The sequence below is a fragment of the Novosphingobium sp. MBES04 genome, from assembly GCF_000813185.1.
Lineage (GTDB): Bacteria > Pseudomonadota > Alphaproteobacteria > Sphingomonadales > Sphingomonadaceae > Novosphingobium > Novosphingobium decolorationis.
Genome location: NZ_DF850489.1, coordinates 1,230,387 through 1,246,699, shown reverse-complemented (window position 1 = coordinate 1,246,699; position 16,313 = coordinate 1,230,387). Strand labels below are relative to the sequence as shown.

13 protein-coding genes and 1 pseudogene are annotated in these 16,313 nt (G+C 65.2%); 7 read left to right on the top strand and 7 right to left on the bottom strand.

Going from position 1 to position 16,313, the window contains the following annotated elements:
* A complete protein-coding gene (glyS, locus tag MBENS4_RS19295; protein WP_039393795.1) occupies nt 1–2,277 on the top strand; it encodes a glycine--tRNA ligase subunit beta in 2,277 nt (758 codons plus the stop codon).
* Between the two features lie 52 nt (nt 2,278–2,329).
* Nucleotides 2,330–4,993 (top strand): pyruvate, phosphate dikinase, encoded by a 2,664-nt coding sequence (gene ppdK / locus MBENS4_RS19290; protein ID WP_039393793.1) that lies wholly within the window; start codon nt 2,330–2,332, stop codon nt 4,991–4,993.
* A 48-nt stretch (nt 4,994–5,041) separates the two neighbouring features.
* Here ppdK and MBENS4_RS19285 read toward each other — a convergent pair whose 3' ends face one another.
* Entirely contained in the window at nt 5,042–5,809 is a 768-nt protein-coding gene (locus MBENS4_RS19285; RefSeq protein ID WP_039393791.1) for a methyltransferase domain-containing protein, read from the bottom strand.
* A 145-nt stretch (nt 5,810–5,954) separates the two neighbouring features.
* Here MBENS4_RS19285 and MBENS4_RS27475 point away from each other — a divergent pair, with 145 nt between their 5' ends.
* The 3 genes and pseudogenes from MBENS4_RS27475 to MBENS4_RS26160 form a co-directional block, all read left to right on the top strand.
* Nucleotides 5,955–6,212 (top strand): double zinc ribbon domain-containing protein, encoded by a 258-nt coding sequence (locus MBENS4_RS27475; RefSeq protein WP_340140854.1) that lies wholly within the window; start codon nt 5,955–5,957, stop codon nt 6,210–6,212.
* Complete coding sequence (locus MBENS4_RS27470; RefSeq protein WP_340140853.1) at nt 6,212–6,622, top strand: ComF family protein; 411 nt, start codon at nt 6,212–6,214, stop codon at nt 6,620–6,622. Before MBENS4_RS27475 ends, MBENS4_RS27470 begins: the two co-directional genes overlap by 1 nt.
* Nucleotides 6,623–7,039: 417 nt before the next feature.
* Nucleotides 7,040–7,339 (top strand): annotated as a pseudogene (locus MBENS4_RS26160) (phosphoribosyl-AMP cyclohydrolase); the annotation flags it as partial.
* A gap of 103 nt (nt 7,340–7,442) precedes the next feature.
* Here MBENS4_RS26160 and MBENS4_RS19270 read toward each other — a convergent pair.
* The 6 genes from MBENS4_RS19270 to tyrS all read right to left on the bottom strand — a co-directional run bounded on the left by MBENS4_RS19270 (nt 7,443) and on the right by tyrS (nt 14,436).
* Nucleotides 7,443–8,165 carry a dienelactone hydrolase family protein gene (locus tag MBENS4_RS19270; RefSeq protein WP_039393787.1) on the bottom strand — a complete coding sequence of 241 codons (723 nt, stop codon included), beginning with the start codon at nt 8,163–8,165 and terminating at the stop codon, nt 7,443–7,445.
* Nucleotides 8,162–9,079 carry a cysteine synthase A gene (gene cysK / locus MBENS4_RS19265; RefSeq protein ID WP_039393785.1) on the bottom strand — a complete coding sequence of 306 codons (918 nt, stop codon included), beginning with the start codon at nt 9,077–9,079 and terminating at the stop codon, nt 8,162–8,164. Before cysK ends, MBENS4_RS19270 begins: the two co-directional genes overlap by 4 nt.
* Nucleotides 9,080–9,094: 15 nt before the next feature.
* Nucleotides 9,095–10,375: an MFS transporter gene (locus tag MBENS4_RS19260; protein ID WP_039395541.1), complete on the bottom strand. Its 1,281-nt coding sequence runs from the start codon at nt 10,373–10,375 to the stop codon at nt 9,095–9,097.
* 43 nt (nt 10,376–10,418) lie between these two features.
* Nucleotides 10,419–12,593 (bottom strand): TonB-dependent receptor, encoded by a 2,175-nt coding sequence (locus MBENS4_RS19255; protein ID WP_159108103.1) that lies wholly within the window; start codon nt 12,591–12,593, stop codon nt 10,419–10,421.
* A 163-nt stretch (nt 12,594–12,756) separates the two neighbouring features.
* On the bottom strand, nt 12,757–13,095 hold the full coding sequence (locus MBENS4_RS19250; protein WP_039393781.1) for a PilZ domain-containing protein: 339 nt from the start codon (nt 13,093–13,095) through the stop codon (nt 12,757–12,759).
* Between the two features lie 108 nt (nt 13,096–13,203).
* Nucleotides 13,204–14,436, bottom strand: coding sequence for a tyrosine--tRNA ligase (tyrS, locus tag MBENS4_RS19245; RefSeq protein ID WP_039393779.1), 1,233 nt, complete (start codon nt 14,434–14,436; stop codon nt 13,204–13,206).
* A 133-nt stretch (nt 14,437–14,569) separates the two neighbouring features.
* Between tyrS and MBENS4_RS19240 the strand changes: the two genes are divergently transcribed.
* Together MBENS4_RS19240 and MBENS4_RS19235 are read left to right on the top strand one after the other, a co-directional pair.
* Nucleotides 14,570–15,115, top strand: coding sequence for a DOMON-like domain-containing protein (locus tag MBENS4_RS19240; protein WP_039393777.1), 546 nt, complete (start codon nt 14,570–14,572; stop codon nt 15,113–15,115).
* Nucleotides 15,112–16,313 (top strand): exo-beta-N-acetylmuramidase NamZ family protein (locus MBENS4_RS19235; RefSeq protein ID WP_084592246.1); only part of this gene is annotated, 1,202 nt, incomplete at its 3' end. The genes MBENS4_RS19240 and MBENS4_RS19235, both read left to right, overlap by 4 nt.

The following is a 16,313-nucleotide window of genomic DNA, read 5'->3' as shown; positions in this document are numbered from 1 at the left end:
ATGACCGATTTTCTGCTTGAACTGCGCTCCGAGGAAATTCCCGCCCGCATGCAGGCCGGGGCCCGCGCGGACCTGGAAAAGCTCTTCCGCAAGGAAATGAAGGAAGCGGGCGTTTCGGTGGGCGGTATCACCGTCTACTCGACGCCGCGCCGTCTGGCGCTGATCGCGAAGGACCTGCCGGTTCAGACCGAGGCCGTGCGCGAAGAAACCAAGGGACCTGCCACCAGCGCGCCCGAACAGGCGCTGGAAGGCTTCCTGCGCAAGACCGGCTTGTCCAAGGACCAGCTGGAAGTGCGCGACATCAAGGGCAAGGACACCTACTTCGCGGTCGTCGAGAAGCCGGGCCGCGCGGTCAAGGACGTGCTGGCAGACGCGATCCCCGCGATCATCCGCGCCTTCCCCTGGCCCAAGTCGCAGCGCTGGGGCGCTGCCTCGCTGAGCCCGGAGAGCCTTCGCTGGGTGCGTCCGCTTTCGGGCATCGTCGCGATCCTCGGCGATGAACTGGTCGAATGCGCGGTTGAGGGCATCACCTCGGGCCGCGTTACCAAGGGCCACCGTTTCCACGCGCCGGGCGAAATCACGCTTTCGGGCGCGGACACCTACGTCGAGACGCTGCGCGCCGCCTATGTGCTGGTCGACCATGCCGAGCGCCAGGACCTCATCCGCAGCAAGGCCGCCGAGGCTGCAAGCGTCGCGGGCCTCACTCTGGTCGAGGACGAGGGCCTCGTGATCGAGAACGCAGGTCTTACCGAATGGCCCGTGGCGCTGCTCGGCCGCTTCGATGAGGACTTCCTCGAAGTCCCGCCCGAAACCATCCAGCTTACCGCGCGCGTCAACCAGAAGTACTTCGTGTGCGAGAAGGACGGCAAGCTGGCCGACGCCTTCGTGTGCACCGCGAACATCGCCGCAGTGGACGGCGGCGAGGGCATCGTCGCGGGCAACCGCAAGGTGCTCGCCGCACGCCTGTCCGACGCGCGCTTCTTCTGGGAGCAGGACCGCAAGACCCCGCTTTCGAAGCAGGCTGAAAAGCTGGGCCGCATCACCTTCCACGAGAAGCTGGGCACCGTCGCCGACAAGGTCGAGCGTGTGGCCAAGCTCGCCGAATGGCTGGCGGCTGAGGGTATCGTACCCGACTGCGACCCCGCGTTGGCCCGCAAGGCAGCCGAGCTGTGCAAGGCCGATCTCGTCACCGAAATGGTCGGCGAGTTCCCCGAACTGCAGGGCCTGATGGGCGGCTACTACGCCCGCGCCGAAGGCCTGGGCGACGAAATCGCCGACGCCATCCGCGACCACTACAAGCCGGTCGGCGCAGGCGATGACGTCCCGACCGCGCCGGTCTCGGTGGCCGTAGCGCTGGCAGACAAGTTGGATACGCTTGTAGGCTTCTTCCTGATTGATGAGCGACCAACTGGTTCAAAAGACCCCTTCGCACTGCGCAGAGCGATGCTCGGCATTTTGCGAATTATCATTGAGAACGGTTTCCGAATGGAAATCACTTCAATGTTTCAGATGGCAATGATTTATCAGGTTCAAAACATTGCTTGGCGAGAAGTCATACCGTTTGACTCTGATTTCTTAAATCTTAGCTCTGGCTCGTTGGCTGAGGATGTGAGGTTCCAATTTAGGGACGCCGCCCTCCGGGCTAAAGACGAAAAGCAGCGCCTGCTTCTAGAAGGTGCTCAGCAGACGGCGGCATATCTGGATCAATTTCTTGCTGACCGTCTCAAGGTCCAGCAGAAGGAAGCGGGCGTTCGCCACGACCTGATCGACGCGGTCTTCGCGCTCGGCGGGGAGGACGATCTGGTGCGGCTGCTCGCGCGCGTCCACGCGCTTCAGGCCTTTGTCCAAACGGACGATGGCGCAAACCTGCTGGCGGGCTACAAGCGCGCCAACAACATCCTCAAGAAGGAAGGGTTTGTGGCCAACGAAGTGGCGCGCACGGGCGACGAGGATCCGATGGAAAACGTCGACGATCCCGACATGACCGAGGTCTACGCCCAGCGCGGGCGCCTGTCCTACACGCCCGAACCGGCCGAGCAGGCTCTGATGGACGCGCTTGCTGGTGCAGCGCCGAAGGCGGTGGCTTGCGTGGAGGCCGAGGACTTTGCGGGCGCGATGGCGGCACTCGCCTCGCTGCGCGCTCCGATTGACGCATTTTTCAACGATGTAACCGTGAACGACAGCGATCCGGCGAAGCGCACGGAACGGTTGGGCCTCCTCGACCGTTTCCGCGCTGCAGTGCACAAAGTGGCTGACTTCTCCTGGATCGAAGGCTAGTATTTTTGCCCGGCCTGGAGGAGGGCCGGACGTAATTAGGAAAGCCAATACAATGACGAGGCAGGTCTACACCTTCGGCGGCGGTGTCAAACACGATGACCCCCGTGCAAAAGACAAGGTGATTACGGGGGGTAAGGGTTCCAATCTTGCCGAGATGGCGGGAATTGGTCTTCCTGTTCCTCCCGGCTTTACGATCACGACAGAAGAGTGCGTAAAGTATCTTGCCGAGGGTGGTGACTTTTCGGACGCGTTGCGCGCTGACGTGGCCGAGGCGCTGACCCACATCGAAAAGACGGTGGGCAAGAGCTTTGGCGATGCCGCCGATCCGCTGCTCGTCTCGGTCCGTTCGGGTGCGCGGGTCTCGATGCCGGGCATGATGGACACGGTCCTGAACCTGGGCCTTAACGACGAGACGGTCGAGGGGCTGGCGAAGGTCTCGGGCGATGACCGCTTTGCCTGGGATTCCTACCGTCGCTTCATCCAGATGTATTCCGACGTCGTCCTCGGCCTCGACCACGGCCGCTTCGAGGAAGCGCTCGAGATCGTCAAGGAAGACAACGGCTTCATGAACGATGTCGAACTGTCCGCCGACGACTGGCGCGGCATCGTCACGCAGTACAAGGCGATCGTTTCCGAGGAACAGGGCAAGCCCTTCCCGCAGGACGTGCACGAACAGCTCTGGGGCGCGATCCGCGCCGTCTTCGACAGCTGGGATTCCGACCGCGCCAAGGTCTACCGCCGTCTCAACGACATTCCGGGCGACTGGGGTACGGCCGTCAACGTGCAGGCGATGGTCTTTGGCAACATGGGCGAAACCTCGGCCACCGGCGTTGCCTTCACCCGCGACCCGGCAACGGGCGACAAGGCCTACTACGGCGAATATCTCGTCAACGCGCAGGGCGAGGACGTCGTTGCCGGCATCCGCACCCCGCAGTACCTGACCAAGGCCGCCCGCGAAGCCTCGGGCGCCACTGCGCCTTCGATGGAAGAGGCGATGCCCAAGGCCTATGGCGAGCTGGCCGCCGTCTTCGAGCTGCTCGAAAAGCACTACGCGGACATGCAGGACATCGAGTTCACCGTGCAGCAGGGCAAGCTGTGGATGCTGCAGACCCGTTCGGGCAAGCGCACCGCCAAGGCCGCACTCAAGATGGCGGTCGAAATGGTGGGCGAGGGCCTCATCGACGAGGCGACCGCGATCAAGCGCGTCGACCCGATGGCGCTCGACCAGCTTCTGCACCCCACGCTCGATCCCGAAGCCCCGCGCGACATTCTCGCCAAGGGCCTGCCCGCCTCGCCGGGCGCGGCCTCGGGCCAGATCGTGCTCGACGCCGATACGGCCGAAAAGCGCAACGAACTGGGCGAAGCGGTGATCCTGGTGCGCGTGGAAACCTCGCCGGAGGACATCCACGGCATGCATGCGGCCAAGGGCATCCTGACCGCGCGCGGCGGTATGACCAGCCACGCGGCGGTGGTTGCTCGCGGCATGGGCCGCCCTTGCGTCTCGGGTGCCTCGGGCGTCTCCATCGACATGAAGACCCGCACCCTGCGCATCGGCTATCGCGAGCTCAAGGAAGGCGATGTCATCACGCTGGACGGCGCGACGGGCGAGATCATGGCGGGCGAAGTGCCCACCATCGAGCCTGAACTTGCGGGCGATTTCGGCACGCTCATGGAGTGGGCCGACAAGCACCGCCGCATGAAGGTGCGCGCGAATGCGGAAACGCCGACCGATTGCAAGATGGCCCGCCAGTTCGGCGCCGAAGGCGTCGGCCTGTGCCGCACCGAGCACATGTTCTTCGATGCCGGACGCATCTCGGCCGTGCGCCAGATGATCCTCGCCGAAGACGAAGCCGGCCGCCGCGCCGCGCTGGAAAAGCTGCTCCCCGAACAGCGCGCCGACTTCCACGCGATCTTCGATGTGATGGCGGGCCTTCCGGTCACCATCCGCCTGCTCGATCCGCCGCTGCACGAGTTCCTGCCGCAGGGTGAGGCCGAGTTCGTCGAACTGTCCGAAGCCATCGGCATCGGTGTCGACACGCTGCAGCGCCGTGCAGGCGAACTGCACGAGCTGAACCCGATGCTCGGCCACCGTGGCTGCCGTCTGGGCATCACCTTCCCGGAAATCTACGAGATGCAGGCGCGCGCGATCTTTGAGGCCGCGTGCGACGTGGCTGAGGCCTCGGGCGATGCGCCCGTACCCGAAGTGATGATCCCGCTGGTGGCTACCCGCAAGGAGCTCGCGATCCTCAAGAAGGTCGTCGACGAGACCGCCGCGGCCGTGTTCGCCGAGAAGGGCCGCACGCTCGAATACATCGTGGGCACCATGATCGAGCTGCCGCGCGCGGCTCTGATGGCGGGCGATATCGCGCAGGAAGCACGCTTCTTCTCGTTCGGTACCAACGATCTCACGCAGACGACGCTGGGCGTCAGCCGCGACGATGCGGGCCGCTTCCTCAGCCCCTATGTCGAGAAGGGCATCTACCCGCGCGATCCGTTCGTCAGCCTCGATGTCGAGGGTGTCGGCCAGTTGGTCGAGCTGGGCGCCGAGCGTGGCCGCACGACCCGTCCGGACCTGAAGCTGGGCATCTGCGGTGAGCACGGCGGCGATCCGGCCTCGATCGCGTTCTGCGAAAAGGTCGGCCTCGACTACGTCAGCGCCTCGCCCTACCGCGTGCCGATCGCGCGCCTGGCCGCGGCACAGGCTGCGCTGGCCTGATCACGAACAGGGCGGCGTCGAGACGCTCTCGACGCCGCTCCTGGATCATTACTTTCGCCAGCCCGAAAGGGTGAGGATCTCGAAAGTTTCCACGGTTCGGCCGTCTTCGCCCCGCGCGGTGAAGGCGGCCGATGCGCGTTTGCGCGCTTCCTTTCCAAGGGTCGGACCGGCATCGTTCAGCACGTTCGAGGCACCCTGGGCGCGAAGGTCCGCCACCAGGCTGTCCAGGCTGCGAAAGGCGACCTTGAGCGGGCGCTGGTCGATCACCGGATCGGCAAAGAGCGTGCGCTGGAGCAGTTCGCCGCCCGCGCGCACGTCGACCATGGGGTGGAGGCGCGGTGCGGGCCGCTCGCCGTCGGCTTCCAGCATGGCTTCGCGCAGGTTCTGCAGGCTGCCCAGCGAGAGGAAGCTGGCGATCATCATTCCGCCTTGCGCAAGTGCGCGGCGGATGTGGATGAGGGCGCCGGGAAGATCGTTGACGGTGTCGAGCGTGCCGAGGCTCACGATCAGGTCGAATTCGCCGAAGGGGTAGGGCTGTTCTTCGTCAAAGCCGTCGGCGGGGTCGATCTCGGTGACCTCCCGGCCTGCCGCGCGCATGGCGCGGCCGAGGTCTCCGGTGTAGTCGCCCACGATGAGCACGGTCCTGGGCTCGAAGCGCAGGAAGCCGAGCCGCTCGTGGACATCCTCGATCATGTCCTCGATAAGGTAGCGCGCCGCGTTCGGGCGCTGCTGCAGGAGCCGCAAGCGCTGACGCAGTGCCGTGCGGCGGCTGCGCGAAAAGATGCGGGGCGGAGTGCGGGGAGGTGTGCTGGCCATGACCGCTCCCTGCCGCGTTGGTTAAAAGGTTGCAACCGCTTGTGCGGCAAGGCCGCGCGCCTAGGCTGCATCCATGCGCATTCGCGAGGCATTCTCTCCGCTCATAGACCTCGTCTTTCCGCCGCGATGCCCCTTGTGCGGGGACATGATTGCGACGCAGACGGGTCTCTGCGCGGATTGCTGGAGCGAACTGGCGCTTCCGGGAACGCCGGCCTGCGCAAGCTGTGGGCGTCCTTTCGCGCACCAGGTCGCGGAAGGAAGCTGCTGTGCGCCGTGTCTGAAAGACCCTCCACGGCACGACGGGATCGCCTCGGCAACGCTCTACAACGCGGCCTCGCGCAAGTTGGTGCTGGCGCTCAAGCACGGCAACCGCATCGGGCTCGCGCCCTGCTTGCGCAGTTGATGCTGGCACGGCTGCCCTTTCTCGATGAGCATTGGCTTGTGGTTCCGGTGCCACTGCACCGCTGGCGGCTGTGGCAAAGGGGCTACAACCAGTCCTCCGAATTGGCCAAGGGGCTCGCCCGGCCACGCGGCGCACGGCTCCTGCCCGAGGGGCTGATACGCACGAAGTCGACGCCCTCGTTGGGTGGGCTCGGCGCGGTTGCCCGCAAACGTACGCTATCCGGTGCCATCCGGGTGAATCCGCGAATGACGGCGACATTCAAGGGCGCGCAGGTGGTCCTGGTCGACGATGTGATGACGAGCGGCGCCACGACCGAGGCCTGCGTATCGGCGCTCAAGAAGGCGGGCGCGAAGAGGGTGGTCATTGCCTGTTTCGCGCGTGTGCTCGACGAAGCGCTTAGTGCCACATGAATGTCATACAGATCGTCCAATAGGCACGTGTCCGACAGTCTTGCGCTGCCGGGCCAATGGTCGGAAGTTTTTGGGACAGAATCGAAAACGCCCGGAATGACTGGCATTCCGGGCGTCCTCGTGACGAAACTGTTCGGACCCTGCGAATCGAAGCAACTTCCCCTTAGTCGCTTGGTCCGTCCCTCAAGGCGGCAGGTCCTATGTAGATGATACCTGCCGCAAATTCTCCCTGAACCGTGGCGCTTGTCATTCAGCACCCTTTGGGTCAGAAGCAGCCCCCCAGCTGCAAGACCTTTTTCCGTCACTGGGCGGCAATTGGAAAGCGGTTTCCGGGATCAGGGTCGATTTTGGGCCGCAGCTGTTGTTATCCTGCAACAATCGAAGCCTGTGGCTGCGAATTAGAGGAACTTTTGGAAAATGGCAGACGGTTGCGACGCGGATCGGGAGACGGGCACCGCGTTCCTCCCCAAGTTCGACGCACAGGGCCTCCTGATCGCGATCGCGGTCGACGCGCAGACCAAGGACATCCTGATGGTCGCCTACATGGACGAGGAAGCGCTCGCCAGGACGCGGGAGACCGGCCTTGCCCATTTCCATTCCCGTTCCCGCGGCAAGCTCTGGCTGAAGGGTGAAACCTCGGGGCACTTCCTGCGTGTCCAGGAAATTCAGGTCGATTGCGATCAGGATGCGCTCACCCTGATTGTGAAACCCGAAGGCCCGGCGTGCCACACCGGCGCGCGCCGCTGTTTCTACCGCCCCTTGAGGGCGACGAACTGGTTCACTTCACCGACTGAGCTCAGTCGGCGAAAGTTGGAGCGCCTCACGCAGGTGAGGGCGTTTCCAGAACATCCTCGAAGAAGCTGCGCATGGCCGCCCAGGATTGACGGTCCGCGCTGGCGTCATAGCCAATGGCATCGCTGCCGCGCGCATCACTCCCGGGATCCGTGAAGCCATGACGCACGCCGCTGTAGGCATGGAAGTGCCAGTCCGCGCCGCCGTGGTCCATTTCCTCCCAGAACGAGAGGACCTGGTCACGCGGCACCATCGGATCGGCATCGCCATGGCAGATGAGCAGGCGGGTTGCGATGCTGTCGTGATGAGCCGGACTGTCGGTCGAGAGCAGTCCGTGGAAACTCACACCGGCGCGCAAGGGTTGGCGATCGCGCGCCGCTTCGAGAACCGCCTGTCCGCCCATGCAGTATCCCGCGGCCAGAAGCGGCAGATCCTCGGCTTCGGGCACGTCACGCAGCGCGGCAATGGCCGCGGCAATGCGCCCGCGGTACTGTTTCACATTCGTGCGCAAAGCCTCAGCCAGCCCGCGGGAGGCTTCGAAATCGGCGACCGGCTCGCCATAGAAATCCGCGACGAGGACCAGAAAGCCCAGTTTCGCGTACATCGCCGCGCGGCGTTCGATGGCCGGGGTGATGTTCATGATCGTCGGAAACAGCACCAGGGCCGCGCGCGCAGCGCCGACCGGACGGGCAATCCATCCGGTCAGCTCTGTGCCCGCGTGGCGGTACGTGTGCGGGCTGAGGTCGCTCATTCGGGCAGGAAGTCCGGGACCGACAGGTAGCGTTCACCGGTGTCGTAGTTGAAGCCCAGGACGCGGCTGCCAGCGGGCAGGTCGGCCAGCTTGTGCTTGATCGCGGCGAGCGTCGCGCCCGAGCTGATGCCCACCAGCATGCCTTCCTTGGTCGCGCATTCGCGGGCCATGGCCTTGGCCTCCGCGCCGTCGATCTTGATCGCGCCGTCGATGGCCTTGGTGTGCAGGTTGGAGGGAATGAAGCCTGCGCCGATACCCTGGATCGGGTGCGGGCCGGGCTGGCCGCCCGAGATCACGGGGGAGAGTTCGGGTTCCACCGCGTAGGCCTTCATGGCGGGCCAGGTTGCCTTCAGCGCCTCGGCGCAGCCGGTCAGGTGGCCGCCGGTGCCCACGCCCGTGATGAGCGCGTCGATCGGCGTATCGGCGAAGTCGGCGAGGATCTCCTGCGCGGTCGTGCGCGCGTGGATCGCCGGGTTCGCGGCGTTGTCGAACTGCTGGGGCATCCAGGCGCCGGGCGTCTCGGCAACGATGGCGCTGGCGCGCTCGATGGCGCCCTTCATGCCCTTTTCGCGCGGGGTGAGGTCAAAGCTGGCACCGTAGGCGAGCATGAGGCGGCGGCGTTCGATCGACATCGATTCGGGCATGACGAGGATGAGCTTGTAGCCCTTGACCGCGGCCACCATGGCAAGGCCGATCCCGGTGTTGCCCGAGGTCGGCTCGACGATGGTGCCGCCCGGCTTCAGGCTGCCCTCGGCCTCGGCGGTCTCGATCATGGCCAGCGCAATGCGGTCCTTGATCGAACCGCCCGGATTGGTGCGCTCCGACTTCACCCAGACCTCGTGGTCGGGAAACAGCCGCGCCAGGCGGATGTGCGGGGTCTTGCCGATTGTCTCGAGAACGCTGTTGGCCTTCATGGCTCCGGGTCCCTCTTAGTAGTGTTGTTCAAATGTCCGCGCGCGCCGGATCTCGGGAAACAGCACGGCCCAGACGGCAGTAACGAATATGGCCCCGGCGCCGCCGAAAACAACGGCTCCTGTCGCACCCAGCAGGGCCGCGGCCACGCCCGACTGCATTTCGCCCAGTTCGTTGGAGGCTGAAATGGCTAGGCCCGAGATCGCGGAGACACGCCCGCGCTTGTCGTCGGGGGTGCGCAACTGGACAAGGGAGCCGCGGATGAACACCGAGACCATGTCGGCTGCGCCTAGAAAAGCCAGGAAGACGAGCGATAGCATGAAGTTGCGCGAAAGCCCGAAGGCCAGCGTGGCAGCGCCATAGGCGGCGACCGACCACAGCATTTTCGACCCGACTTCCTTCGAGAGTGGACGGAAGGAGAGGATCACGCCGACAATGGCGGCACCGGCCGCGGTGGCAGCGCGCATCTCGCCAAGGCCCTGCGGGCCGACCTGTAGGATGTCGCGGGCGAACACGGGAAGGAGTGCGGTCGCTCCGCCCAGAAGCACCGCGAAGAGGTCGAGCGAGATGCAGCCGAAGAGGAAGCGTTCCTTCCAGATGAAGTGGAAGCCGTCGATGATCTGGCGCACCGGATGGGCCTTGCGCGCGTCGGCGTGGAGCGGGGGCATGTTGCGGATCGAAAGGATCGCGATCGCGGCCACGACCTCGGCGACGGCCGAGACGGTATAGGGGAGGGGCCTGTCCCAGGCAAAGAGGTAGCCCGCCACGGCCGGGCCGAAGATGACGCCGATCTGCATGGCCATCGAATTGAGCGCGATGGCCTTGGGGATCATGTCCGCAGGCACGATGTTGGGCGCAATCGCTCCCATGGCAGGGCGCACGAAGACGCGCACGGTGCCGTGGAGGACGCCAAAGGCGTAGAGCACGGGCAGGTTGCGCAATTCCATCGCGGTGGTGACCGCAAGGCCGATGGCAACGAGGCAGTCGAGGAAGGCGGCCGATCCGGCGAGCTTGCGGCGGTCCATGCGGTCGGCAAGGACGCCGGCGACCGGTGTCAGGAGGAAAATCGGAATGAACTGGGCCAGTCCGAGCAGGCCCAGCTGGAAGGAGGCTTGCGCAATCGACATCCCGTAGTCGGCGCGTGCCACGTCATAGAGCTGGTAGCCGATGATGACGACCATGCCGGTCGAGGCGAGGACCGCGCAGAAGCGGGCCAGCCAGAACCGGCGGTAGTCGGGTATCTGGAGCGGCGATGTGGGGGCGGGAGAGGAGCTTTTCGTAGTCACGGGACGCTGCATGGCAGTGAGGCCGGGAATTGCCAAGCCATGCAGCGTTTTATCATCAATAGGTGATCTTTGCCGTGATGCGCACGTCACGCCCGGAAATGGGCATGAAATCGCTGGTGTAGGAGGCCGAACGGCGTCCGATGACGTCGAACAGGTTGTTGGCCGCCAGCATCAGCGTGACCGGACCTTCCTCGCCCATGGGGTGCCAATCGGCCCGCAGGTTGACGAGGGTGAAGTCGTCGGTCGCGTTCTCGTAAGTCCCGACGCGGTCCTGCTTGGCGTTCCATTCCACTTCGCCGCGAAGGTGCAGGTCGCCGAAGGTCAGGTCGCTGCCACCACGCAGGCGCAGCGGGGGAATGCGCGGGGCCGGGCCGATGTCGTCAAGCTTGGCATGGGTGTAGTCCGAGGTCGCATCGATGCTCCACTGGCCGCCGCTCCACTGCGCGGCCTGGAAGCTGGCCTGGGCCTCGAAGCCCTTGAACAGGGCTCCGGCCTCAGCGTACTGGTAGATCGGCTGCCCGTCTTCCTCACCGCCGGTCGCGACCGAAGCGATGTAGTTGTCGAAGTCGGTGATGTAGCCGGTCAGCGACAGCTCGAAGCGCGGGCTGGTGTAGCGGATGAACGCTTCGCCGCCGTTGCTGCGCTCGGTGCCGAGCGTGCTGTCCCCCAGTTCGTAGGCTTGCGTGGCGACATGGATGCCATCGCTTAGCAATTCCTCGGGCGAGGGTGCACGTTCGCCGTGGATGAAGTTCGCGCCCAGGGTCAGGCCCGTGCCTGACTTCCAGCTCACGCCCGCAGCGCCCGACCACAGGTGGTACTGCTTGTCGAAGTCCATCGAACGCGAGGAGACGTGCGAGCTTTCGTAGCGGCCCGAACCATCAACGGTGAAGCCCGAGCCCAGCGCCAGTGACTGCAGCGTGAAGAGGCCAAAGCGCTCGATCTGGTAGTCGGGAACGACCGCTTCGGGGCCATTCACGTTCATTTTGCGCCAGAAGTACTGCGCACCGCTGCGTCCGCGCCAGCCACCACGGTCGGCCTGGACGAGGTCGGCACGGGTCTCGATGGCCTGGCTGTCGAAGATCGTGCCGGTCTCGGTGCCTTCGTATTCGGTGTGGGTGTAGTCGGAGTAGCCGCCACGCAGCTGGAGGCTCTGGAACAGGCCGCCCAGGATCAGCTCGCCGCGCAGGTCGAAGCGGTTCTGGACAAGGTCGATGGTGACCGGCTCTTCGCCGTGGTCGTGATGGTGACCTTCTTCCTCGTGATCGTCGTGATCGTCATGGCCATCCTCTTCGTGCCCGTGCGGGTCCTCAAAGGCGGGGCGGGCGGGGATGCCGTAACGCGAATCGTAGCGCTGGTAGGAGATGCCCAGGCTGCCGCCTGCATCGATGAAGGCGAGGCCCGCGCCGATGGTGTAGGTGCGCGCGGCGGTGTTGGGCGCACGGCCCCGGCGGCCTGCATCGGCGAGAAGTTCATTCGCCTCGTCGGTCTCGCCTTCCTCGGCGAGGTGCTCGGCCGCGTGCTCCATTTCGTGACGCAGGGCCGGTGAATAGAGATTGCCGCCGATGCGCAGGTCATCGCTCTTGCGCCAGGAGCCGTCGACATGCGCCACGAAACGGTCGCCGAGCGGCATGTCGATCTTGCCGCTCAGCATGCGCTCGTCAGCGGCGGTGCCGTAGCTGCCCATGCCGGTCGCGGTGATGCGCTCGGGCACCTGGCGCGGAATGCGGGTGTCGATGGCGTTGACCGCGCCGCCGATGGCGTTGCCGCCGTAAAGCAGGACCGAGGGGCCGTGAAAGACGTCGATGTGATCGACGGTGAGCGCGTCGAACACGACCGCGTGATCGACCGAGACGTTCGAAGCGTCGAGCGAGCCCAGGCCGTCGGTCATCACGCGGATGCGGTCCCCGCTGAAGCCGCGCAGGATCGGGCGCGAGGCGCCGGGCGCAAAGCTGGTCGAGGCGACACCCGGGAGGCCATCGAGAATGTCACCGATCTGTGCACGGTCGGCCGCGACAAGTTCATCGCCGCCGATGCTGGCCGTCGCGGCGAGCAGGCCGAAATCCGTCGGGGGATGGCCGACGACGAGAATTTCCTTCGGGGTCTCCTCGTGGACCTTGCCGTGCGGCGCGGTGGCCCCAGTGTCGGCGCCTGCCTGCGCCGGATCGTCCGGTGTTTCGGCAAGGGCAACCTGGGGGAGGGCGCAGGCGAGGGCGAAAAGAGAGGCGGACATCGCGCGGGGCGCGAATGCGAATCGGAACGGGTACGTGCTCATCCCGCTCCGCTACTTGTGATGTTATACTGTAACAAGTGCGAGTGGCGCCCAGAAACAATTTGTTACAATCGCCATGTGTCCAAGCTTAAGCGTTTGAGAATGGGTGCGCTTCGTCGCCTTCTCAACGGCGCGGGCGCAGACGCGGGTTGGGCTGGAGTTCGTCCACGAGCTTCAGGAAGTCATCGATGCGGATGATCCGCTCAAACTGGAAACCGGCGCGCCCTTCGTGGGCCCAGATCTGGTGCGCCTCGATCCGTCCGATGACGGGCAGGCGCATGACCAGACGTTCCCCGCGCTCAAGACCCAGGTCACCCTGGGCCATGAACCCCTGTGCAGAGATGTTGACGATGTGCAGATGCACGTCACCCTGCTGGCGATGCTCGGCAATCACCTTGTAGTCGACCGGGTGGCGCGCTGCGCGCCGCTTGTCGGTTACAGTGAGCTGTGCTCCTGCACTCATGGCTGCCTGCCTTTGTTTGTGGGGACCAGTGACGCACTATTGGCTTCAAATGGCAAATAATGCGTTAAGACAGGCAGGCACCGCGGCGGAAATTTGCCGTTAGTCGCGTTAGATAGCCTTCAGGATGCCGTGCTTCTTCTTGCCCACGCTGAGCTTGATCGACGTTCCGGCGGGTACCTCGATGAGGAAGCCGGGATCATCCATCACCGCATCGTCAAGGCGCACCGCACCTTCGGCGACCTTGCGCTTGGCCTCGCCGTTGGAGCCTGTGAAGCCGAGGGCGGTGCAGGCCGCGTTGAGGCGGATGCCATCCGAGCCAACGTCCAGGGTCGGCAGATCTTCGCCCAGGCCACCGCCCGCAAAGGTCTGCGCGGCCGTCGCCTCGGCCGCCTTGGCTGCATCTTCGCCGCGGCACAGCTTGGTCGCTTCGTTGGCGAGGATCACCTTGGCATCGTTGATCGCGCCGCCCTCGAGCGCTTCGAGGCGAGCGATCTCGTCCAGCGGAAGGTCGGTGAACAGACGCAGGAACTTGTCCACGTCGCGGTCATCGCAATTGCGCCAGAACTGCCAGTAATCGTAGGCGGGGAGCATGTCCTCGTTGAGCCACACCGCGCCCGAGACCGACTTGCCCATCTTGGTGCCGTCGGCCTTGGTGATGAGCGGGGTGGTCAGGCCAAACACCTCGGTGCCGTCCATCCGGCGCGAGAGCTCGACGCCGTTGACGATGTTGCCCCACTGGTCCGAACCGCCCATCTGCAGGCGCACGCCCATCCCTTGCGAGAGGTGACGGAAATCGTAGCCCTGCAGGATCATGTAGTTGAATTCGAGGAAGGTCATCGGCTGCTCGCGCTCGAGGCGCAGCTTGACCGAATCGAAGCTCAGCATGCGGTTGACGGTGAAGTGGGTGCCGACCTTCTGCAGCATCTCGATGTACCCAAGCTGGCCGAGCCAGTCGTGGTTGTTGACCATCACCGCGTCGGTCGGCCCATCACCGAAGGTCAGGAAGCGCTCGAAGGCGGTGCGGATCGAGGCGATGTTGCTCTCGATCTTGTCGTCCGAGAGCATCTTGCGCACTTCGTCCTTGCCGGTCGGATCGCCGATGCGGGTGGTGCCGCCGCCCATCAGGACGATCGGCTTGTGCCCGGCCTGCTGCAGGCGGCGCAGCAACATGATCGAGACGAGGTTGCCGACGTGGAGCGAGGAGGCGGTAGCATCGAAGCCCACATAACCCGGTACGACCTCTTTGGCGGCGAGGGCATCGAGGCTCCCGGCGTCGGTCATCTGGTGGATGTAGCCGCGCTCGTCGAGCAGGCGAAGGAGGTCCGATTTGTACTGGGTCATAGTGGAAGTGCGCTTAGCCACAGCTTGCGCGTGAGGCAAGAGTGTGGCGGGCGGACGCCCACGCTTCCATGCCGTCTCGACCTCGCCTCCGGCCCGGTCTAGGACGGCTCGTGCAACAAGGAGCGCCAAACCCATGCGACCGCAGACATTTACGCTGGCCTGTCATCCCGCCACGCCCGCGCACAGGGTTGAAGTCGTGACCGGACGCTTGACGCCCGAAGCCGACTGGGTGCGGCTGCGCTGGCGCATCGATGGTGCGCAGGACCTTGTTGTCCCACCCTTCGCGGGCAAGGGGCGGGCGGACAACCTATGGCAGAGGACCTGCTTTGAACTCTTCGTCGCCGATCCGGATGGGGAAGCTTACGCGGAGTTCAATCTTTCGCCCTCCGAGCGCTGGGCGGCCTATGACTTCACCGCGCGCCGCGAAGGTATGACCGAGCGTCCGGCGCCGCGCGAGCCGGTGTGCACGATGCGCGTGGGCGAGACGATGGCGATCTTCGATGCGGCCATTCCCCGCGCCGCACTGCCGCCGATGCCCTGGCGTTGCGGCATCAGTGCCGTGATCGAGGAGGAGGGCGGCCACAAGAGCTACTGGGCGCTGACCCACGCCGGTGAAGCGCCCGATTTCCATGATCCGGCTTGCTTCACGCTGGCAGTTGCGGCACCGCAAGCGGCATGAAATTCGGTATCGATCGTCTCCTCGCAGACCCTGAACTGCGCGAGCCCCTCGAGGGCAAGCGCGTGGCCCTCGTCGCGCATCCCGCCTCGCTCACGGCCGATCTTGTCCATTCGCTTGACGCGCTGATCGCGGCCGGCATCAACGTGACCTCGGCCTTCGGGCCCCAGCACGGCCTGAAGGGCGACAAGCAGGACAACATGGTGGAGAGCGCGGACGAGCGCGATCCCGTGTACGGCATCCCTGTCTTCAGCCTCTATGGCGAGGTGCGACGCCCCAGCGCGGCGATGATGGATACGGCCGATGTCTTCCTGTTCGATCTCCAGGACCTGGGCTGCCGCATCTACACCTTCTGCACGACGCTCCTGTACCTGCTGGAAGCGGCCGCGGCGCAGGGCAAGTCGGTCTGGGTCCTCGACCGGCCCAACCCCGCGGGTCGCCCGGTCGAGGGGACCAAGCTGATCCCGGGGCAGGAGAGCTTCGTGGGCGCTGGTCCCATGCCCATGCGCCATGGCCTGACGCTGGGTGAAATGGGCTTCTGGTTCAAGCGCCACTATCGCCTCGATGTCGACTACAAGGTCGTCGCGATGGAGGATTGGCGCCCTTCGCACGGGCCCGGCTATGGCTGGCCCGAGGATCGCATCTGGATCAACCCCAGCCCCAATGCCGCCAGCGTCAATATGGCGCGCGCCTATGCAGGCACGGTAATGATCGAGGGCGCGACGGTTTCGGAAGGGCGCGGCACCACGCGCCCACTTGAGGTTCTGTTCGGCGCGCCCGATCTCGATGCTAAGGCGATCCTGGCCGAGATGGAGCGCGTCGCGCCGCACTGGCTTGAAGGCTGCGCTCTTCGCGAATGCTGGTTCGAGCCGACCTTCCACAAGCACCAGGGCACCTTGTGCGGCGCGCTCATGGTCCACGCGGAAGGCGCGTTCTACGATCACGGCGCGTTCAAGCCGTGGCGGCTTCAGGCGCTGGCCTTCAAGGCCATCCGCAATCTCTATCCGGACTATCCGCTCTGGCGCGATTTTCCCTACGAGTACGAATTCGACCGGCTCGCGATCGACGTCATCAATGGCGGTCCGGCGCTGCGCGAGTGGGTCGATGATCCGGCCGCGGTGCCGGGCGATCTCGACGCGCTGGCCTCGGCGGACGAGCAGGCCTGGCACGCCGAGGTGGCCGACCTGCTGCTCTACCGGGA